The sequence below is a fragment of the Klebsiella sp. 2-CIP_Kleb. genome (genome assembly GCF_050378715.1).
GTDB classification, from domain to species: domain Bacteria; phylum Pseudomonadota; class Gammaproteobacteria; order Enterobacterales; family Enterobacteriaceae; genus Klebsiella; species Klebsiella quasipneumoniae.
Genome location: NZ_JBNRLG010000009.1, coordinates 32,741 through 51,095, shown reverse-complemented (window position 1 = coordinate 51,095; position 18,355 = coordinate 32,741). Strand labels below are relative to the sequence as shown.

Here is an 18,355-nt window from a genome sequence, read left to right as displayed (position 1 = left end):
CTGCGGACAATGATTTTAAGAAGGGTCTTTCCATGAGTATTCGTCATTGTGTCGCCGTCGATTTAGGCGCCTCCAGCGGGCGGGTCATGCTCGCCAGCTATCAGTCCGGGCCGCGCGCCCTGACGCTGCGTGAAATTCATCGCTTCACCAACAGCCTGCAGAAGGTGGATGGCTTCGACTGCTGGGATCTCGATAGCCTCGAAGGCGAGATCCGCCGCGGGCTGGAGAAAGTGTGTGAGCAGGGCATCCTGATCGACAGCATCGGCATCGATACCTGGGGCGTGGATTATGTCCTGCTGGATAAGCAGGGTCAGCGCGTCGGGCTGCCGGTCTCCTATCGTGACGATCGCACCCAGGGCCTGCTACGTCACGCTGAAGAACAGCTGGGCCGGGCGGAGATCTATCGCCGCAGTGGCATTCAGTTTCTGCCGTTTAACACCCTTTATCAGCTGCGCGCCCTGGTGGAACAGCAGCCGGAGCTGGTCAGTCAGGCCGCCCATGCCCTGCTGATCCCCGACTATTTCAGCTTCCGCCTGACCGGCAATCTGAACTGGGAATATACCAACGCCACCACCACCCAGCTGGTCAACATCCACAGCGATAACTGGGATGAGACGCTGCTGAACTGGACCGGCGCGCCGCGCGAGTGGTTTGGCACCCCGACGCATCCCGGCAATGTGACAGGCCACTGGATCTGCCCGCAAGGCAACCGTATTCCGGTGGTCGCCGTCGCCAGTCACGACACCGCCAGCGCGGTGATCGCCTCCCCGCTGGCCGACGGCCACGCCGCCTATCTCTCCTCCGGCACCTGGTCGCTGATGGGGTTTGAAAGCCTGACCCCTTACACCTGCGACGCGGCGCTGCAGGCCAATATCACCAACGAAGGCGGAGCCGAAGGCCGCTATCGGGTGCTGAAAAATATCATGGGCCTGTGGCTGCTGCAGCGGGTGCTGAAAGAACAAAACGTCAGCGACCTGCAGGGGCTGATCGCCCGCACTGCCGCACTGCCGGCGTGTCGCTTCATCATTGACTGCAATGACGACCGCTTTATCAACCCGGCCAGTATGAGCGCCGAGATCCAGGCCGCCTGCCGCGGATCCGGCCAGCCGGTTCCTCACAGCGACGCCGAACTGGCGCGCTGCATTTTCGACAGCCTGGCGCTGCTCTACGCCCGGGTGCTTAACGAGCTGGCGGCGCTGCGCGGCCAGCCCTTTAGCCAGCTGCATATCGTCGGCGGCGGCTGCCAGAACGAACTGCTCAACCAGCTGTGCGCCGACGCCTGCGGGATCGCCGTCGTGGCCGGCCCGACAGAGGCCTCCACCCTCGGCAATATCGGCATCCAGTTAATGACCCTCGACGAGCTGGCCAGCGTCGATGAGTTTCGTCAGGTGGTGCACGGCAACGCATCCCTCACCGCCTTTACCCCCAATCCTGATAGTGAAATTGCCCGTTTCGTGGCGCAGTTTCAGCCACAACAGACCAAGGAGCTTTGCGCATGACCACTCAACTTGAACAAGCCTGGGAAATTGCTAAGCAGCGCTACGCCGCCGTCGGCGTGGATGTCGAGGAGGCCCTGCGCCAGCTGGACCGTCTGCCCGTCTCCATGCACTGCTGGCAGGGTGACGACGTCGCCGGTTTCGAAAACCCGGCGGGAAGCCTGACCGGCGGCATCCAGGCCACCGGCAATTACCCGGGCAAAGCGCGCAATGCTCAGGAGCTACGCGCCGACCTTGAGCAGGCGCTGAGCCTGATTCCGGGGCCAAAACGTCTCAACCTGCACGCTATTTATCTGGAAGCCGACGCGCCGGTGGCGCGCAATGAGATAAAGCCGGAGCACTTTAAAAACTGGGTCGAGTGGGCGAAAGCCAACAAACTGGGGCTGGATTTCAACCCCTCCTGCTTCTCGCATCCGCTGAGCGCCGACGGCTTTACCCTGTCGCATGCCAACGATGAGATCCGCCAGTTCTGGATCGACCACTGCAAAGCCAGCCGCCGCGTATCCGCTTATTTTGGCGAGCAGCTGGGCACCCCGTCGGTGATGAATATCTGGGTGCCGGACGGCATGAAGGACATTACCGTTGACCGCTTCGCGCCGCGCCAGCGGCTGCTGAACGCGCTGGATGAAGTCATCAGCGAAAAATTCGACCCGGCGCACCACATCGACGCCGTCGAGAGCAAGCTGTTCGGTATCGGCGCCGAAAGCTACACCGTCGGCTCCAACGAGTTCTATATGGGCTACGCCACCAGCCGCCAGACGGCGCTGTGCCTGGATGCCGGCCACTTCCACCCGACGGAGGTCATCTCCGACAAGATCTCCGCCGCCATGCTCTACATCCCGCGCCTGCTGCTGCACGTCAGCCGCCCGGTGCGCTGGGACAGCGACCACGTGGTACTGCTGGATGATGAGACTCAGGCCATCGCCAGCGAAATCATTCGCCATAACCTGTTTGACCGCGTGCACATCGGCCTCGACTTCTTCGATGCCTCCATCAACCGCATCGCGGCCTGGGTGATTGGTACCCGCAATATGAAAAAAGCGCTGCTGCGCGCCCTGCTGGAACCGACCAACCAGCTGCGCCAGCTGGAGAACGACGGCGATTACACCGCCCGCCTGGCGCTACTCGAAGAGCAAAAATCCCTGCCGTGGCAGGCCATCTGGGAGATGTACTGCCAGCGTCACGACACGCCGGCGGGCAGCCAGTGGCTGGACAACGTGCGGGCTTATGAGAATGCGGTTCTGAGCCAGCGCGGGTAATGCACGGGCTTCCCCGGGTCGCGGCTGACGCCTTACCCGGGCTACGAACCGGTAGCCCGGATAAGCCGTTTACGGCGCAATCCGGGGGCACGCACATATTTAGGGTGAGGGGGTCAACCCCTCACCGAATCAACAGGAAAGACAAGACTATGCAGACCATTATCGACGCCTGGTTCGTCCAGGGCATGATCAAAGCCACCTCCGACGCCTGGCTGAAAGGCTGGGACGAGCGCAACGGCGGCAACCTGACGCTGCGTCTGGATGAGGCGGATATCGAACCTTACGCGGCGGATTTCCACGCTAAACCCCGCTATATCGCCCTCAGCCAGCCGATGCCAACCCTGGCCAACCAGCCGTTTATCGTCACCGGTTCCGGCAAATTCTTCCGTAATGTCCAGCTCGACCCGGCCGCTAACCTTGGCGTGGTGAAAGTCGACAGCGACGGCGCGGGATACCATATCCTGTGGGGTCTGACGGAGGATGCGGTGCCGACCTCCGAGCTGCCGGCACACTTCCTGTCGCACAGCGAGCGCATCAAACTGACCGACGGCAAGGACCGGGTGATCATGCACTGTCATGCCACCAATCTGATCGCCCTGACCTACGTCCTGGAGAACCACAGCGATCTGTTCACCCGCAAGCTGTGGGAAGGTAGCACCGAATGTCTGGTGGTCTTCCCGGATGGCGTCGGCATTCTGCCGTGGATGGTGCCAGGCACCGATGAAATCGGCCAGGCGACTGCGGAAACCATGCAAAAACACTCGCTGGTGCTGTGGCCGTTCCACGGCGTCTTCGGCAGCGGCCCAACCCTGGATGAGACCTTCGGCCTGATCGACACTGCCGAGAAGTCCGCCGAAGTGCTGGTGAAAGTCCTGTCCATGGGCGGGATGAAGCAGACCATCACTCGCGAAGAGCTTATCGCTCTTGGCAAACGCTTCAACGTCCAGCCGCTGCAGTCCGCGTTAGATCTTTATCCATAACAACATCGCGCCCCGCTCACCGAGACGGGGCGAAGCCTCACCTGCAAACCCTACAAAACTGACTCATGTGGAGTAAAAGCAATGAAAACAAAGACAAGCTTGATCCTCACCGTTGCCGCCCTGGCGTTGTCCGGTTCCGCCTTAGCAGAAGTTAAAATCGCCCTCGTGGCGAAATCGCTGGGAAATGGCTTCTTCGAAGCCGCCAACGTTGGCGCCCAACAGGCCGCCAAAGAGTTAGGTGATGTCAAAGTGATCTACACCGGCCCGACCACCACCACCGCCGAAGCGCAGATCGATGTGCTGAACGGGTTGATCGCCCAGGGGGTGGATGCGATCGCCATTTCCGCCAACGATCCGGACGCGGTGGTGCCGGTGCTGAAAAAAGCGATGCAGCGCGGCATCAAAGTGGTTTCCTGGGACTCCGGCGTGGCGCCGGCAGGCCGCCAGATCCATCTTAATCCTTCCAATAACGCCTTAATTGGCGAGACCAACGTCAAGCTCGCCGCCGATGCGCTGAAGGCGCTGAACGTGGAGAAGGGGGATGTGGCGGTGTTAAGCGCCACCCCGACCTCCACTAACCAGAATATCTGGATTGAGGAGATGAAAAAGGTGCTGCCGCAGTATCCGTCCGTCAATCTGGTGACCGTCGCCTACGGTGACGATCTGTCGGATAAAAGCTACCGCGAAGCGGTGGGCCTGCTGAAATCATATCCGGACCTGAAAGTCATTGTTTCGCCGTCATCGGTGGGGATTGTTGCCGCCGCGCAGGCGGTGAAGGACCAGGGAAAAATTGGCAAAGTCTATGTCACCGGGCTGGGGCTGCCGTCGGAAATGGCCGGCGCGATCAAGTCTGGCGCCAGCAAAAGCTTCGCCATCTGGAACCCGATTGACCTCGGTTACGCCGCCACCTATCTGGCCGACGATTTAGTCAAAGGCACGGCGACCAAAACCGAAGCCAGTATGGGCAAGCTGGGCAAAGTGAAGCTGGACGCCGAAGGGAATGGCGCGATGGCCGAGCCGTTTGTCTACGATGCGAGCAACATCGATAAGTTCTCGAAAATTTTCTAACCCTTGTTCCCTCACCCCGGCCCTCTCCCAGAGGGAGAGGGGGAATGGCTGGCCCTCTGCGCGATGCGGCCTGCGGGCGCCGGACCGTTCCCTCTCCCCTTTGGGGTGAGGGGCGATTTTACGGAGAACTATCATGTCAGCATCAACGCCACTGCTGTCGCTGAAGGGGATCACCAAGATTTTTCCCGGTGTGCGCGCCCTTGAAAACGTGCAGCTCGATCTCTGGCCCGGCAAAGTGACCGCCCTCATCGGCGAAAACGGCGCGGGGAAATCCACACTGGTCAAAGTGATGACCGGTATTTATCAGCCCGAAGAGGGGGAGATCCTCTATAAAGCGATTCCCATTCATCTGCCGACGCCGGAGTCGGCGCATAAGGTAGGGATCACCGCCATTCACCAGGAAACCGTGCTGTTTGACGAACTCTCGGTCAGCGAAAACATTTTCGTCGGCCAGTATCTTTATAAAGGGCTGCTCAAAACGCTCGACTGGCCGGCGATGCACCGCCGGGCTGGCGAGATCCTCGCCCGGCTGGAAGTCCAGATCGACCCGCGGGCAACGTTAAAAACGCTCAGCATCGCCCAGCGGCACATGGTGGCGATTGCCCGGGCGCTGGCTTTCGACGCCCAGGCGGTGATCCTCGATGAGCCGACCGCCGCGCTTTCCCAGCATGAAATCCTGGAGTTTTATCACATCGTTGAGCGTCTGAAGCAGGACGGCAAAGCGATCCTGTTTATCTCGCATAAGTTCGATGAAATTTTCGAGCTGGCCGACTATTACACCATCCTGCGCGATGGGGTGTACGTCAGCTCCGGGATAATGAGCGATATTACCGAAGAGCGGATGGTGTCGATGATGGTGGGCCGGGCGATCAGCCAAACCTACCCGAAAGTCGACTGTACCCCAGGGGAAACGGTGCTGGAGGTCAACGATCTTTGTCATCCTACCGAGTTTGCCGATATCAGCTTCAGCCTGCGCAAGGGAGAAATTCTCGGCTTTTACGGCCTGGTGGGCGCCGGACGCACCGAGCTGATGCAGGCGCTCTCCGGCGTAACGCATCCCTCCTCCGGCGAGATCCGACTGAACGGCAGCCCCATGCGCTTTCGCCAACCCGCCGACGCTATCCGCGCGGGCATCGTCTGCGTACCGGAAGAGCGACAGAAACAGGGGGCGATCATCGCCCTGCCTATCGCCCAGAACATCAGTCTGCCGCAGCTGAGCAAGCTCAATCCTAACGGCGTCCTGAACGACGCCCGGGAATGGCGGCTGGCGGACGAGTACGCCTCGCGCCTGCAGGTTAAAGCCTCCAGCTGGCGGCAGCCGGTGGAGACCCTCTCTGGCGGCAACCAGCAGAAAGTGGTGATCGGCAAATGGCTGGCGACCCAGCCCGAGGTGATCATCCTCGATGAGCCGACCAAAGGCATCGATATCGGCTCAAAAGCCGCTGTGCATCAGTTTATGTCCGAGCTGGTCAGCCAAGGGCTGGCGGTGATTATGGTCTCGTCAGAGCTGCCGGAAGTGATGGGCATGGCCGACCGGATTATCGTGATGCACGAAGGGCTGATGGTCGCCGAGTACCGGGCCGGGGAAGCGACGGCGGAAACCATCGTTAGCGCCGCCAGCGGCATCGGCCAGGAGGCAGCATGATGGGACACGCATGGCTGAAGCATCGCGAAGCGCTGCTGGCGCTGGTCATCATTTTGATGATCGGCGCCATTGGCAGCCGGGCGCCGTCGTTCGTTTCACCGGGTAATCTGGTGGAGATGTTTAACGATACTGCCATCCTTATCATTCTCGCCCTCGGACAGATGATGGTGCTGCTCACCAAAGGCATCGATTTGTCGATGGCCGCCAACCTGGCGCTGACCGGGATGATCGTCGCCCTGCTCAATGCCCATAATCCGGGTATTCCGGTGGTAGCGCTGCTGGCGCTGGCAACCCTGCTGGGCCTGCTGATGGGGATGATTAACGGCCTGCTGGTCTGGCGCCTCGGCATTCCCGCCATCGTGGTGACCCTGGGCACCATGAGCATTTATCGCGGCATTATCTTCCTGCTGACCGACGGTGGCTGGGTTAACTCACATCAGATGAGCGCTGATTTTCTCAGTCTGCCGCGCAGCACCCTCCTGGGATTGCCGCTGCTGAGCTGGTGCGCCATCGCCGCGCTGCTGCTGGTGGGTTACTTCCTGCGCTACAGCCGCACCGGCCGGGCCTTGTATACCGCGGGCGGCAACGCGACGGCGGCGTATTACACCGGCATTAACGCCGGGAAAATGCAGTTCGTCAGCTTCTGCCTCTCCGGCGCGCTGGCCGGCTTCTGCGGCTATCTGTGGATCTCGCGCTTCGCTGTCGCCTATGTCGATGTGGCGAACGGCTTTGAGCTGCAGGTGGTCGCCGCCTGCGTGATCGGCGGTATCAGCACCATGGGCGGAAGCGGACGGGTACTGGGCTGCCTGTGCGGCGCGCTGTTCCTCGGGGTCATCAATAATGCCCTGCCGGTGATCGGCATTTCGCCGTTCTGGCAAATGGCGATTTCCGGGGCAGTGATCGTCATGGCGGTGCTGCTTAACGAGCGCGGCAATCGCGGTCACGGGCGGTTAATCCTGCGTAACGCGGCGTTAGCCCGGCAGAAACAAGGGATGAAATCATGAGCAAGATGATGGTATCTGAAGAGATGAAAAACGCCCCGGCCGTGCCGTCGCCGCTGCGCCGCCTGCTGTGCTGGGAAGGGTTTTTACTGGCGGTGACCCTCGCGGTATTTATCGGCAACGCCCTGGCTTCCCCTTACTTCCTCAATATCTGGAACCTGTCGGACGCCACCTTCACCTTTACTGAGAAGGCGATCGTCGTTCTGCCGATGGCGATGCTGATTATCGCCCGCGAAATTGACCTTTCGGTAGCCTCGACGATGGCGCTCAGCTCAACGGTGATGGGCTTTTGCGCGGCGGCGGGGATGGATACGCCGCTGCTGGTATTGGTCGGATTGGGCGTGGGTCTGCTATGCGGTCTGTTCAACGGTATCCTGGTGACGCGTTTTAACCTGTCGTCGATCGTGATCACCATCGGCACCATGAGCCTGTATCGCGGCATCACCTATATCCTGCTGGGCGATCAGGCGCTCAACCACTACCCGGAGAGCTTTGCCTGGTTCGGCCAGGGGTACGTGTGGGGGGCGCTCTCTTTTGAGTTTGCGCTGTTTATCCTCCTCGCGGCCGCCTTCACCTTCCTGCTGCATAAAACTAACTTTGGCCGCCGAACCTATGCCATCGGCAATAACCCGACCGGCGCCTGGTACTCCGGGATCAACGTGAAGCGACATAACCTCGCGCTGTTCGCGCTGGTCGGGCTGATGGCCGGGCTGGCGGCGATCCTGTTGACCTCACGGCTCGGCAGTACCCGCCCCACTTTGGCGATGGGCTGGGAGCTGGCGGTTGTCACCATGGCGGTGCTCGGCGGCGTCAATATTCTTGGCGGTTCCGGCAGCATGCCCGGGGTGATCATCGCCGCCTTTCTGATGGGGCTGGTGACCTTCGGCCTGAGCCTGCTGAACGTACCCGGCATCGTGATGTCGGTGATTATCGGCGCGATGCTGATCGTGGTGATCTCCCTGCCGATTATGGCCCGGCGGATGCTGCAGCGAAGACGATGTTAATTTCCCCCTCGCCCTGGCCCTCTCCCAAGGGAGAAGGGCGGGGTGAGGGGAAACGGATTTCCCAAAATCAACATTAAGGAGAATTATCATGAGTTTTATGTTGGCACTACCTAAAATCAGCCTCCACGGCGCAGGCGCTATCGGTGATATGGTCAAGCTGGTAGCGGGCAAACAGTGGGGCAAGGCGCTGATCGTCACCGACGGTCAACTGGTGAAGCTGGGCCTGCTGGACAGTCTGTTTTCCGCGCTGGATGAACAGCAGATGGCTTATCAGCTGTTTGACGGCGTGTACCCTAATCCCACCGAAGCGCTGGTGCAGCAAGGCTATGCGGCGTACCAGGCGGCCCGCTGCGATTACCTGATCGCCTTCGGCGGCGGCAGCCCGATTGATACCGCCAAGGCGATAAAAATCCTCACCGCCAACCCTGGCCCCTCCACAGCCTACTCCGGCGTCGGCAAAGTGAAAAACGCTGGCGTGCCGCTGGTGGCCATCAACACCACCGCCGGCACGGCGGCGGAGATGACCAGCAACGCCGTGATTATCGATAGCGAGCGTCAGGTAAAAGAGGTGATTATCGACCCGAACCTGATCCCGGATATCGCCGTCGACGACGCCAGCGTGATGCTCGACATCCCACCAGCCGTTACCGCCGCCACCGGCATGGACGCCCTGACCCACGCCATCGAGGCCTTTGTCTCCGTTGGCGCCCATCCCCTCACCGACGCCAACGCCCTCGAGGCCATCCGCCTGATCAACCTGTGGCTGCCAAAAGCGGTAGAGGAGGGACACGATCTGCAGGCCCGCGAACAGATGGCCTTTGGCCAGTATCTGGCGGGCATGGCGTTCAACAGCGCCGGCCTCGGGCTGGTACACGCCCTGGCCCATCAGCCTGGCGCCACCCACAACCTGCCACACGGAGTGTGCAACGCCATCCTGCTGCCGATCATCGAAAACTTTAACCGCCCGAACGCGGTGGCGCGCTTCGCCCGCGTGGCGCAGGCGATGGGTGTCGATACCCACGGCATGAGCGATGAAGCCGCCAGCATGGAGGCCATCAACGCCATTCGCGCGCTGAGCAAACGCGTAGGGATCCCCCAGGGCTTCAGCCAGCTTGGCGTCAGCAAAGCCGATATCGAAGGCTGGCTGGACAAAGCGCTGGCCGACCCGTGCGCGCCGTGTAACCCGCGCCCCGCCAGCCGCGATGAGGTACGCGAGCTCTATCTGGAGGCATTATGATCCGCAAAGCCTTTGTGATGCAGGTGAACCCTGACGCGCACGAGGAGTATGCACGTCGCCACAACCCCATCTGGCCGGAGCTGGAGGCGGTGCTGAAAACGCACGGCGCGCACCACTACGCCATTTATCTCGATAAAGAGCGCAACCTGCTGTTCGCCACGGTGGAGATTGAGTCGGAAGCCCGCTGGGAGGCGGTCGCCAGCACGGAAGTGTGCCAGCGCTGGTGGAAATACATGCGCGAGGTGATGCCCAGCAACCCGGACAACAGCCCGCTGAGCGCGGAGCTCAAAGAAGTGTTTTATCTGGCGTGAAACCCCGCGACGCCGGAGAGTACTTTCCCCGGCCTCCCCCCATGCGGGCTGGAGGCCGGTTCAACGGCGATAATGCAAAACAGGGGACACGATCCTTTACGCTCCCCTGTTTCTCTCGTCCATCATCCGGGGAAAAGTGCGTATTTGTCTTTATCCGCATCGGTAATTTCTCTTAATACCCGGCAAGGTACGCCAGCGGCAACCACATTCGCCGGTATAGAGCGATTTACCACACTGCCCGCGCCTATGACTGAATTCTGGCCAATCGTTACCCCGGGATTAATAATCACCCCCGTGCCTAACCAGACCCCATCTTCAATCACTACCGGTAATGAAAACTGTTGATGCGTATGGCGCAGCGCGGGGTGGATGGGATGCCCGGCGGTGGAGATAGTGACATTTGGCGCAAACATGACGTTATTGCCGATGATAATGTCCGCATCGTCGACCAGCGTGAGGTTAAAATTGGCATAAAAATTATCACCAATCGTCGTATGGATCCCATAGGCAATATTGATCGGCGGCTCTATCCAGCATTGTTCGCCGACTTTCGCGAACATGCGCTGAATAATATCGTTGCGCAATTCCTGATTAAACGGATGCGAATGATTATATTCATAGGCCCGCGCTTTACCCATCAGCCGCTGCTCCGGCAAGCCATATCCTGCATCCAGGTAAAGCTCACCGCTGTTCATACGTTTTTTCATATCCATCATGACATCTTCCTTCTCTGTCAGGCACCACCCTGTGCCACGGAATGTTGATAATTAAACGGTCATCGCATTATCGCGCAGCGGCTCACTTTTCGCCTTGCCCGCTAACGTAAACGCGGATATTAAGGTGACCGTCAGGGCTATTCCGCCGAGGATCATATAGGTCTCCTGGAAGCCGATCCGATCATACATATTGCCGGCGAAGGCGGAGAGGAAGATCGCCGCCACCTGCTTGGCGAACTGGAAGCCCACCAGATAAATGGTCGCCGACAGCCGGACATCAAACACGCCGGTGATGTATTTAAAGGCGCCCACCAGCAGGAACGGCACTTCCAGCGCATGGAGCATCTTCAGCGCCACCACTTCCGCGGCGGTGGTGGCGAAGGAAGAGCCAATCATTCTGGCCGCCATCACCATCCCGGCGATCAGCAGGGTATTCTTCGCTCCGATGCGGTTAATAATCCACGGCGAGCTGAACATAATGATGGCGTTACATATTTCTCCCGCGGTGGTGGCGAAACCAAAGGCACGGGTGCCTGCTTCCGGGGTCGCAAAGAACGATTTGAAGAAGGTGGCGAACTGCTGATCGAAAACGTCATACACGCAGGCTACGCCGATAACATACAGAATAAACATCCACATCTTCCGCTGACGGAACATGCGCACCGCCGTTTTTAAATCGATCGCCGGGCGATTGGCGCCGAGCGAGTCTATTACCTGCGCGGACTGACTGGCCTGCGGTTTGGCGATAGCCACCAGCACCACCAGCAGCAGCGCGGCGGCCGACCCCATCCAGAACACCCATTCGGGATTAATGCTGAACAGCATGCCGGCGGTGGTGGCGCACAGCGCCCATCCCAGACAACCAAAGGTGCGCGCCTTGCCGTATTCAAACCCGCTGTTGCGGCTTACCCGTTCGATATAGGCCTCCATCGCGCCGGCGCCTGCGGAGAATACAAAGCCGATATAGGCGCCGCCGCTCAGCGCCCCGAGCCAGATGTTGGTTTTCAGCAGCGGCGCGAAAACATAGAGGAAGAAGGGAGCAATCAGCACCAGCAGAACGGTCACGATCCACATCAGATGTTTTTTCAGCCCCAGCTTGTCTGAGATCACCCCGAGAACCGGCTGGAAACAGATGGCGAACAGCGACAGGCTGGAGAAAACGAGGCCGGTTTCAGTTTTATTCAGGCCGATAACATCCGACAGCCAGATCGGCAGAAACGGAAAGCAGGTGGCCATGATGAAGAAGTAGAGAAAGAAGAACAGCCCGAAAATCCAGAAGTTGGGGTTGTTTTTGTGGGTACAGACGGTCGGGTTCATTATATTTTCCTCAAGAAGGGCCGCGACGCGGCCCGATACCATCACACGCGTTGCAGGCCAATCAGAATGGCGCTTTCCGGGTCGAGGATGGGCAGCGCCAGCCCCGCCTGCTGTAGCCACTCACCGCTCACCGTCTGCGGCGTCGTCATCCATGCCGGCAGCTTCCGCATGGTGTGGCCGCCCTCGCCGGTGATCTGAATGTTCGGATGATCGAGGAGCGTCACCTGATAGCGGGCGCTCGCCTCCAGCCCCGCCAGGCGCAGCGGCGCCATCAGGGTGTAGTCCGGCATCGCCAGCTGGCTGACGAGGAAAATCGCCTGCGCTTTATCCGGGCTGACGACGCCATGAGCAAGGGTGGTGGCGTCCGGCATATCCATCCGCCACTGCACGCCGTGATGGATCACGTCGCGCCACTGCTTATGCAGAGCCGCGTATTTCCTATACCCGGCGCGCTCTTCTTCATCGGCGCTCACTGGATCCAGCTCAAGCCCCATATGACCGAACAGCGCCGTCAGGCCGCGGAAGGCGATACTGTGCTGGCGGAAGGTGGCATGACAGTGGCGATTACCGATATGCGCGCCCATCACCTCCGGCGGGAAGAAGTAGCTCATGCCGCGCTGGATGGTGTTGCGCTCAAGGGCGTCATTGTTGTCAGAAGCCCAGAAGCGATGGCTGCGCTTGAGGACTTCATAATCGATACGACCGCCGCCGGAGGAGCAGGATTCAAATTCAATATGCGGGAAGCGGGCCACCAGCGTATCCAGCAGGCGGTAGAACTGGCGAGTCTGCGCATCGGCGGCGGCTTTGCCGTTATGGCCCGGCTGCACCAGCTCGCGGTTCATATCCCATTTCACGTAGTCCACCGCATGTTCGCCCAGCAGCCAGCTCATCCGCTCCAGCAGATAATCAAAGGCTTCCGGAATATTCAGGTTCAGGACAAACTGATGACGCCCGGGAAGCGGCGTATAGCCCGGAAGCGCCAGCACCCAATCAGGGTGTGCCCGATACAGATCGGAATCCGGGTTAATCATCTCAGGCTCCACCCAGATACCGAACTCCATCCCCAGCGATTTCACGTGGTTGATAACCGGCGTCAGGCCGTGGGGGTATTTTTTCTCATCGAGATACCAGTCGCCGAGCGCCGCCCAGTCGTCGTTGCGTCCTTTAAACCAGCCGTCGTCAATGATAAAACGCTCCACGCCCAGGGCCGCCGCTTCATCCGCCATGCGCATGATGTAGTCCGGATCGTGGTCGAAATAGATCCCCTCCCAGGTGTTGAGATGCACCGGGCGCGGCTTGTTGCCCGGGAAGCGAATAATCCGTTCGCGCAGATAACGATGGAACTGCTGGCTCATGCCGTTCAGCCCGTTCGCCGAGTAGCTGGCATACAGGTAAGGCGTCCACAAGGTTTCCCCTTCTGCCAGCGCCATTTCGCCCGGCAGATAGAGCGCCTCGGCCTGCAGATAGCGGCGGCCATCGGTTTTCACCTCCGCCCGCAGGCGATGATTACCGCTCCAGGCCAGATGCACGCCCCAGACTTCACCCTGCATCTCGCTAAAGGCGTGGCTGCCGGTGATCAGGGCCGGGAAATGTTCGTGAGAGGTGCGCCCGCGGCGGTTCTCCAGCACAAAGCTGTCGTGCTCCAGGGTCAGGCGGTGAGGCTGAAACTCGCGGATCCAGCGGCCATGGAAAGCCATTACCTCACGAGCGCGTTCGGCGACCGGCAGCGTGACCGCCAGGCGATCCACCTGCCATGGGCTGACGCGCAGATTGGTCACGCCATGGCGCACGCTCAACACACCGCTGGCATCCAATGCGATCTCGCTGTACAAACGCAGGCCGGCATGCGGGTCTTCGCTGACCAGGGTTAGCGTCTGGCCCTCGTGCCGCACTTTGCTGGTGGCGAAAATCGGCGAGGCATCCAGCCCCTGGCGATGGCCTTCAATGCCCGGCGCGCCAAACAGACCATGGCCCAGTTCCGCCATTAAAGTGACCGGGGAATCGACATCGAGGCGGCCATTGGCGACCGGTCGCGTCAGGCTGTCGGCATCCTGCGGCGAAAAGTGGCTTAAATGCGGCCCCCAGTAGATAATTTCGGCGAAAGGGCGGACTTTGATCACCACGTCAACCGTTGCGCTTTGCAGGCGTATAATCGAATCTGACATTAGACATCTCCATATCAAGGAATGTCTTACTGTTGATCCGAAACGTTTCGGACGCCAACCAAAACGTTTCGGATCCGTGATCGAGTTCAGGAAATTAATCTGTGGAGAAAATTATCAGGCGGTTTCGCCGGGAATGAATTCGGGCTGCCAGAGCACCTGAAGCGAGGTCAGATCTTCGCCGGCAATTAAGCGGCGGACCATCGTGGCTATCTGGCGGCCCACCCCCTGTCGGGTGGATTGAACCACCGCGCCCACCGGGGTGTCGATAATGCTATCCTGCGGCAAACCATCGTAGACCACCAGTGAGACGCGATCGGCGCCGGTAAGACGTCCGAGCTGAGCCAGGGCCATCGCCGCGCCGTCGCCATGGGTATTGCAGTCGGTGACAATCGCCGTTGGCGGTTCAGGCAAGCGCAGCAACTCCATCGTTGCCTGAAACCCGCCGCGGCGGGTGGGCGGCACGCTGCGCAGCCAGGTTTCCGCCAGGCCCGCTTCGCGCAGCGCTTCCAGGTAACCGTTGCGGCGTTGGGTAATAAACGCCTGATTATTATTTTCGCTCAGCAGCGCGATGCGCCGATGCCCCTGGCTAATCAGATGGCGGGTGGCGCGGTACGTGCCCGCCTGGTTATCGAAATCAAACCAGGCGTAGGGCTGCGGCAGGCGGCTACGGCCCAGCGCGAGAAAAGGAAAGCCGGAAGAGAGCAGCTGAATCAGGCGCGGGTCGTCGTCCAGGGTATGCGCGACGATCAACGCATCGACGCGACGGCTCTGCACCATGCGCATATAGCCGTGTTTATCGGCCTGTTCATCATCGGCGATCAGCAGTAAATCAATCTCATAGCGCGCCAGCTCGTGGCTGATTTCTCCCACCATTTCGAGAAAGACGTTGTTATTCAGCGGCGCGGGGCGCACGGGGAAAACGAGGCCAACGGCGTCGATTTTGCCCATTTTCAGGCGACGCGCGAACGTGTTTGGCCGATATCCGCGACGCTGCGCTTCAGCCTCCACGCGAGCACGGGTCTCCTGCGACACATCATCATAGCCGTTTAACGCGCGGCTGACGGTCGTTACCGAGATCCCAAGTTCTTTAGCAATGGCTTTCAGCGACATAGGTATGCCTGTCTTCGCGGAAGAATGCGGCTAGTGTCCCGCAATACGGCTATGGCGTCCAGCGAGAGCGCGACGCCCGCCGGTGCGATGTCAGTTTTGCTCAGCGATCAGCAGGGCCTGCGTATCCGGCTCCAGGGCCTGAAACACATGCTCCTGATCCGCCGGATAGCAGATATAGTCGCCCTCGCCGAGCTCTTCCGGCGCCGACGTCAGCCCTACCCGCGCCCGCCCCTGGGTCACGATAATATGTTCCACCGAGCCTGGCGGATGCGGATGCGAAATGCGGTCGGCGCCGGGCTGGGTGAGCAGCAAATAGATGTCCCGACGCGCGCCGGGTGGACAGGCGGCCAGCAAAATAGCCTGATAGTTCGCCTGCTCCGCCACCACTTTTGTCCCCTCGCCGCGGCGGATCACCTGCGTTTTGTTCACCTGCGGCTCAAGCAGCCTGGCAAATGGAATATCCAGCGCTACGCAGAGCGACCACAGCGTTTCCAGACTCGGATTACCGTTGCCGGACTCCAGTTGCGATAGCGTGGATTTTGCGATACCCGCCCGACGCGCGACTTCCGCCAGCGAAAGCCCGGTCCGCGCCCGCTCCCGCACCAGACTTTTGGCGATAACGCTGATTGGCTGTGTCATACCCGCCCCTTGTTTTTTATATCGAACGATTTGTTCGCCTTGAAAAACGATCATTATGTGTTCATTATAATGGAAATTCGTTCGATATGGCTAAGTGATATGAAACAAACTCTCTCCAGTCTCAGCGGAGACACGATAAAAGCGATTGTTTTAGTTTGCCTCGCCGTCGGGGTGGTAGGCATGTCCTATGGGTCGCTGGCGGTGGCTTACGGCTTTCCCTTATGGGTGCCGCTCGTACTTTCGGTGTCCGTGCTGGCGGGCGCCTCTGAATTTATGTTTATCGGTATTGTCGCCAGCGGCGGTAGCCCGCTGGCCGCCGCCGCCGCCGGCCTGTTAGTCAACGCGCGCCATATCCCTTTCGGGGTGACTGTGCGCGAACTGGTTGGTCGGCGCGCCTTGAGCTTTATCGGGTGCCACATTATGAACGACGAGAGCGTGGTCTTTGGCTTGTCGCAGCCCACCCCCGCGCAGCGCAAAGCGGCCTACTGGCTGTGCGGCGCCGGCGTAGCGCTGATCTGGCCTTTGGGTACGCTCACCGGCGCCGCCGTCGGCAAACTGCTGCCGGCGCCGGAAACCATCGGGCTTGACGCGGTCTTCCCGGCAATCCTGCTGGCGCTGGTGATCCCGGCCTTTAAAAACCGTACCACGCTGATCCGCGCCGTCAGCGGCGCCGCGCTGGCGCTTGCTGCCGTGCCGTTTGCGCCTACCGGGCTGCCGGTGCTGCTCTCGTTGTTTGGTTTACTGTCGAGGAAAAAATAATGGGCAATATGACGCTGTTTATCGCCGGTATCGCCATCCTGTCGCTGGGAACCTATCTGATGCGTCTTGGCGGCGCGAAGCTTGGTAATCGGCTGGCATTTTCCGAGCGCTCGCAGGCGCTGCTTTCCGATGCGGCGACGGTGCTGCTTTTTTCCGTCGCCCTGGCCACCACTTTCTATGAAGGCGCGCATTTCGCCGGCATAGCGCGCGTTCTGGGCGTGGCTGTCGCTGTGTTTCTCGCCTGGCGCAAGGTGCCGCTGATCGGCGTGATTATCGCCGCGGCGGTGGTGACGGCGCTACTGCGGCTGGCGGGTATGTCCTAGGACGGGTAGGCGTAATTCGCCAAACCGGTACGTTGTCCGCTAATTGTGCCTTCAAGCCAGTGAATAACCGCCGTTATCTCCAGCGGGCGCTGCTGGTCTATCGTCAAAAGGGGCCCTAAAGACATGGGCTGCGCGCGCCCGGCCAGCTGGGCCAGCTCGGGCAGATACTCTTCGCCGGGGTGGCCCGGCGGCCGCGTCGCCAGCCGCGAGGCATAGCGCGCGACCGCCAGCTCGGGGGAGATATGGTTCCAGATCTCAATCACCTGCTCCACGCCCGCCTGCCGCAGCAATTTTTGCAAGGTCTCCCGGGGCTGAAAGCCGAACCAGGCGTCGATCAACCAGACCATACTGGCAGGCGACGCGCCGACAATCGACCAGATCACTTCATACGCCGCACAGCCCAGCTGGCGATTCATTGGCCGGTCGACCGGGGCCAGACGCGCCATAAACGGCTCTTTGATGCCGTCGATCGTCAATACCGGCAGGCTGAAGGTCTCCGCCAGCAAACGGGTGATGGTACTCTTCCCCGAGGCCGGAATGCCGTTGATTAAAATAGCCGTTTTGCAGACTGGGGTCAGATGTCTGTTCATAGTAACGCGACAACCTCCTCCCGGCTGCGGGCCATCCGCAGTTTGGCCATCGTGTCATTGTTATCCAGCAGCGCGACGATGGAGCGGATCCCCTCCTCGATATGCGCATTGCTATCCCGGGCGCCAAACATAATGACAATGTCGGCTTTTTCACTGTCCGCAAAAGGAATCGGCTTTTCCAGCAGCACCAGGCTAAAGCAGTTGCGTCTGACGCCGCACTCGGGTCGGGCATGGGGGATAGCAATACCTTCATCGAAGACGTAATAGGCGCCATGGTTCAGGGTATTGTCGATCACCGCCTGGCTATATTCCGTCGAAATAAAGCCTTTTGCCTCCAGCGGGCGGGCAGCCAGCTTTATTACCCGCTGCCAGTCGGACTCCACAACGCCAACCTGAATGGCATCGGCCTCAATAAGCAGTTCTTTTATGGTCATTCTGTATTCCTAAATATTGCGGCGAATAATATTGCGTAAATTATCAATCTGCAGAAACAGCGTATCGATATCCTGCCGATGGGTGGTGCTTTTGGCATATATCGATAGCGCCCGGTTGTAAGTCAGCATTAATGTTTTTTGCACCTCGCTATTGCCAGGCTGGCGCTGTAGTTCGCCTTCCAGTCTGGCAATTTCCTCCGCCAACTGACGGGACTGTTGATCATAATCCTGCAGCGGGGTTTGCTCTTTTTTCCACAACGTTTTCAATGATTCAAACATAGCAAGTTCCCTCCCTGGCGGA

The 18,355-nt window shown here is 59.9% G+C and carries 19 protein-coding genes; 11 read left to right on the top strand and 8 right to left on the bottom strand.

Annotated features, from left to right (window positions below; genetic code table 11):
- The first annotated feature begins 32 nt into the window (after positions 1-32).
- The 9 genes from rhaB to rhaM all read left to right on the top strand — a co-directional run bounded on the left by rhaB (position 33) and on the right by rhaM (position 10,001).
- Positions 33-1,499, top strand: a complete 1,467-nt coding sequence (rhaB, locus tag ACQUTP_RS23120; protein WP_032455461.1) for a rhamnulokinase — start codon at positions 33-35, stop codon at positions 1,497-1,499.
- Positions 1,496-2,755, top strand: coding sequence for an L-rhamnose isomerase (locus tag ACQUTP_RS23115; protein WP_004203663.1), 1,260 nt, complete (start codon positions 1,496-1,498; stop codon positions 2,753-2,755). The genes rhaB and ACQUTP_RS23115 overlap by 4 nt, the downstream gene beginning before the upstream one ends.
- 149 nt (positions 2,756-2,904) lie before the next feature.
- The gene (rhaD, locus tag ACQUTP_RS23110) at positions 2,905-3,735 is read left to right on the top strand and encodes a rhamnulose-1-phosphate aldolase (RefSeq protein ID WP_004203662.1); all 831 of its coding nucleotides are present in this window, start codon (positions 2,905-2,907) and stop codon (positions 3,733-3,735) included.
- Between the two features lie 81 nt (positions 3,736-3,816).
- Positions 3,817-4,803: a rhamnose ABC transporter substrate-binding protein gene (rhaS, locus tag ACQUTP_RS23105; RefSeq protein ID WP_004203661.1), complete on the top strand. Its 987-nt coding sequence runs from the start codon at positions 3,817-3,819 to the stop codon at positions 4,801-4,803.
- Positions 4,804-4,936: 133 nt separating this feature from the next.
- Entirely contained in the window at positions 4,937-6,448 is a 1,512-nt protein-coding gene (locus tag ACQUTP_RS23100; RefSeq protein ID WP_032455460.1) for a sugar ABC transporter ATP-binding protein, read from the top strand.
- Positions 6,445-7,452, top strand: coding sequence for an ABC transporter permease (locus ACQUTP_RS23095; RefSeq protein WP_017899827.1), 1,008 nt, complete (start codon positions 6,445-6,447; stop codon positions 7,450-7,452). The genes ACQUTP_RS23100 and ACQUTP_RS23095 overlap by 4 nt, the downstream gene beginning before the upstream one ends.
- The gene (locus tag ACQUTP_RS23090; RefSeq protein WP_032455459.1) at positions 7,449-8,453 is read left to right on the top strand and encodes an ABC transporter permease; all 1,005 of its coding nucleotides are present in this window, start codon (positions 7,449-7,451) and stop codon (positions 8,451-8,453) included. The genes ACQUTP_RS23095 and ACQUTP_RS23090 overlap by 4 nt, the downstream gene beginning before the upstream one ends.
- Positions 8,454-8,541: 88 nt before the next feature.
- The gene (gene fucO / locus ACQUTP_RS23085) at positions 8,542-9,690 is read left to right on the top strand and encodes a lactaldehyde reductase (protein ID WP_017899829.1); all 1,149 of its coding nucleotides are present in this window, start codon (positions 8,542-8,544) and stop codon (positions 9,688-9,690) included.
- Positions 9,687-10,001 carry an L-rhamnose mutarotase gene (gene rhaM, locus ACQUTP_RS23080; protein WP_017899830.1) on the top strand — a complete coding sequence of 105 codons (315 nt, stop codon included), beginning with the start codon at positions 9,687-9,689 and terminating at the stop codon, positions 9,999-10,001. Before fucO ends, rhaM begins: the two co-directional genes overlap by 4 nt.
- A gap of 122 nt (positions 10,002-10,123) precedes the next feature.
- Here the strand turns inward: rhaM and ACQUTP_RS23075 are convergent, their stop codons facing one another.
- The 5 genes from ACQUTP_RS23075 to ACQUTP_RS23055 form a co-directional block, all read right to left on the bottom strand.
- Entirely contained in the window at positions 10,124-10,717 is a 594-nt protein-coding gene (locus tag ACQUTP_RS23075; protein WP_017899831.1) for a maltose acetyltransferase domain-containing protein, read from the bottom strand.
- Positions 10,718-10,768: 51 nt separating this feature from the next.
- Positions 10,769-12,034 (bottom strand): MFS transporter, encoded by a 1,266-nt coding sequence (locus tag ACQUTP_RS23070; protein WP_032455458.1) that lies wholly within the window; start codon positions 12,032-12,034, stop codon positions 10,769-10,771.
- Between the two features lie 41 nt (positions 12,035-12,075).
- Complete coding sequence (locus tag ACQUTP_RS23065) at positions 12,076-14,199, bottom strand: alpha-galactosidase (protein ID WP_285755414.1); 2,124 nt, start codon at positions 14,197-14,199, stop codon at positions 12,076-12,078.
- 114 nt (positions 14,200-14,313) lie between these two features.
- Entirely contained in the window at positions 14,314-15,309 is a 996-nt protein-coding gene (locus ACQUTP_RS23060; protein ID WP_004203649.1) for a substrate-binding domain-containing protein, read from the bottom strand.
- Between the two features lie 90 nt (positions 15,310-15,399).
- Positions 15,400-15,948 (bottom strand): helix-turn-helix domain-containing protein, encoded by a 549-nt coding sequence (locus ACQUTP_RS23055; protein ID WP_002882865.1) that lies wholly within the window; start codon positions 15,946-15,948, stop codon positions 15,400-15,402.
- 99 nt (positions 15,949-16,047) lie between these two features.
- Between ACQUTP_RS23055 and ACQUTP_RS23050 the strand changes: the two genes are divergently transcribed.
- Together ACQUTP_RS23050 and ACQUTP_RS23045 are read left to right on the top strand one after the other, a co-directional pair.
- Positions 16,048-16,707 (top strand): AzlC family ABC transporter permease, encoded by a 660-nt coding sequence (locus tag ACQUTP_RS23050; protein WP_032431168.1) that lies wholly within the window; start codon positions 16,048-16,050, stop codon positions 16,705-16,707.
- Positions 16,707-17,030 carry an AzlD domain-containing protein gene (locus tag ACQUTP_RS23045; RefSeq protein WP_043521891.1) on the top strand — a complete coding sequence of 108 codons (324 nt, stop codon included), beginning with the start codon at positions 16,707-16,709 and terminating at the stop codon, positions 17,028-17,030. The genes ACQUTP_RS23050 and ACQUTP_RS23045 overlap by 1 nt, the downstream gene beginning before the upstream one ends.
- On the opposite strand, the gene ACQUTP_RS23040 is transcribed toward ACQUTP_RS23045, so the two are convergent.
- The 3 genes from ACQUTP_RS23040 to ACQUTP_RS23030 are packed head-to-tail and all read right to left on the bottom strand — an operon-like array spanning position 17,027 to position 18,333.
- Positions 17,027-17,620 (bottom strand): AAA family ATPase, encoded by a 594-nt coding sequence (locus ACQUTP_RS23040; RefSeq protein ID WP_004203646.1) that lies wholly within the window; start codon positions 17,618-17,620, stop codon positions 17,027-17,029. The two genes, ACQUTP_RS23045 and ACQUTP_RS23040, sit on opposite strands and share 4 nt — an antisense overlap.
- Positions 17,617-18,054, bottom strand: a complete 438-nt coding sequence (locus ACQUTP_RS23035) for a PTS sugar transporter subunit IIA (protein WP_004203645.1) — start codon at positions 18,052-18,054, stop codon at positions 17,617-17,619. Before ACQUTP_RS23035 ends, ACQUTP_RS23040 begins: the two co-directional genes overlap by 4 nt.
- A 9-nt stretch (positions 18,055-18,063) precedes the next feature.
- Positions 18,064-18,333 carry a hypothetical protein gene (locus ACQUTP_RS23030; RefSeq protein ID WP_017899833.1) on the bottom strand — a complete coding sequence of 90 codons (270 nt, stop codon included), beginning with the start codon at positions 18,331-18,333 and terminating at the stop codon, positions 18,064-18,066.
- Between the last annotated feature and the right edge of the window lie 22 nt (positions 18,334-18,355).

Excerpts from the sequence above, each read along its gene's own strand:
- rhaB (WP_032455461.1), top strand. The coding sequence starts at position 33 with ATGAGTATTCGTCATTGTGTCGCCGTCGATTTAGGCGCCTCCAGCGGG.
- ACQUTP_RS23115 (WP_004203663.1), top strand. The coding sequence starts at position 1,496 with ATGACCACTCAACTTGAACAAGCCTGGGAAATTGCTAAGCAGCGCTAC.
- rhaD (WP_004203662.1), top strand. The coding sequence starts at position 2,905 with ATGCAGACCATTATCGACGCCTGGTTCGTCCAGGGCATGATCAAAGCC.
- rhaS (WP_004203661.1), top strand. The coding sequence starts at position 3,817 with ATGAAAACAAAGACAAGCTTGATCCTCACCGTTGCCGCCCTGGCGTTG.
- ACQUTP_RS23100 (WP_032455460.1), top strand. The coding sequence starts at position 4,937 with ATGTCAGCATCAACGCCACTGCTGTCGCTGAAGGGGATCACCAAGATT.
- ACQUTP_RS23095 (WP_017899827.1), top strand. The coding sequence starts at position 6,445 with ATGATGGGACACGCATGGCTGAAGCATCGCGAAGCGCTGCTGGCGCTG.
- ACQUTP_RS23090 (WP_032455459.1), top strand. The coding sequence starts at position 7,449 with ATGAGCAAGATGATGGTATCTGAAGAGATGAAAAACGCCCCGGCCGTG.
- fucO (WP_017899829.1), top strand. The coding sequence starts at position 8,542 with ATGAGTTTTATGTTGGCACTACCTAAAATCAGCCTCCACGGCGCAGGC.
- rhaM (WP_017899830.1), top strand. The coding sequence starts at position 9,687 with ATGATCCGCAAAGCCTTTGTGATGCAGGTGAACCCTGACGCGCACGAG.
- ACQUTP_RS23075 (WP_017899831.1), bottom strand. The coding sequence starts at position 10,717 with ATGATGGATATGAAAAAACGTATGAACAGCGGTGAGCTTTACCTGGAT.
- ACQUTP_RS23070 (WP_032455458.1), bottom strand. The coding sequence starts at position 12,034 with ATGAACCCGACCGTCTGTACCCACAAAAACAACCCCAACTTCTGGATT.
- ACQUTP_RS23065 (WP_285755414.1), bottom strand. The coding sequence starts at position 14,199 with ATGTCAGATTCGATTATACGCCTGCAAAGCGCAACGGTTGACGTGGTG.
- ACQUTP_RS23060 (WP_004203649.1), bottom strand. The coding sequence starts at position 15,309 with ATGTCGCTGAAAGCCATTGCTAAAGAACTTGGGATCTCGGTAACGACC.
- ACQUTP_RS23055 (WP_002882865.1), bottom strand. The coding sequence starts at position 15,948 with ATGACACAGCCAATCAGCGTTATCGCCAAAAGTCTGGTGCGGGAGCGG.
- ACQUTP_RS23050 (WP_032431168.1), top strand. The coding sequence starts at position 16,048 with ATGAAACAAACTCTCTCCAGTCTCAGCGGAGACACGATAAAAGCGATT.
- ACQUTP_RS23045 (WP_043521891.1), top strand. The coding sequence starts at position 16,707 with ATGGGCAATATGACGCTGTTTATCGCCGGTATCGCCATCCTGTCGCTG.
- ACQUTP_RS23040 (WP_004203646.1), bottom strand. The coding sequence starts at position 17,620 with ATGAACAGACATCTGACCCCAGTCTGCAAAACGGCTATTTTAATCAAC.
- ACQUTP_RS23035 (WP_004203645.1), bottom strand. The coding sequence starts at position 18,054 with ATGACCATAAAAGAACTGCTTATTGAGGCCGATGCCATTCAGGTTGGC.
- ACQUTP_RS23030 (WP_017899833.1), bottom strand. The coding sequence starts at position 18,333 with ATGTTTGAATCATTGAAAACGTTGTGGAAAAAAGAGCAAACCCCGCTG.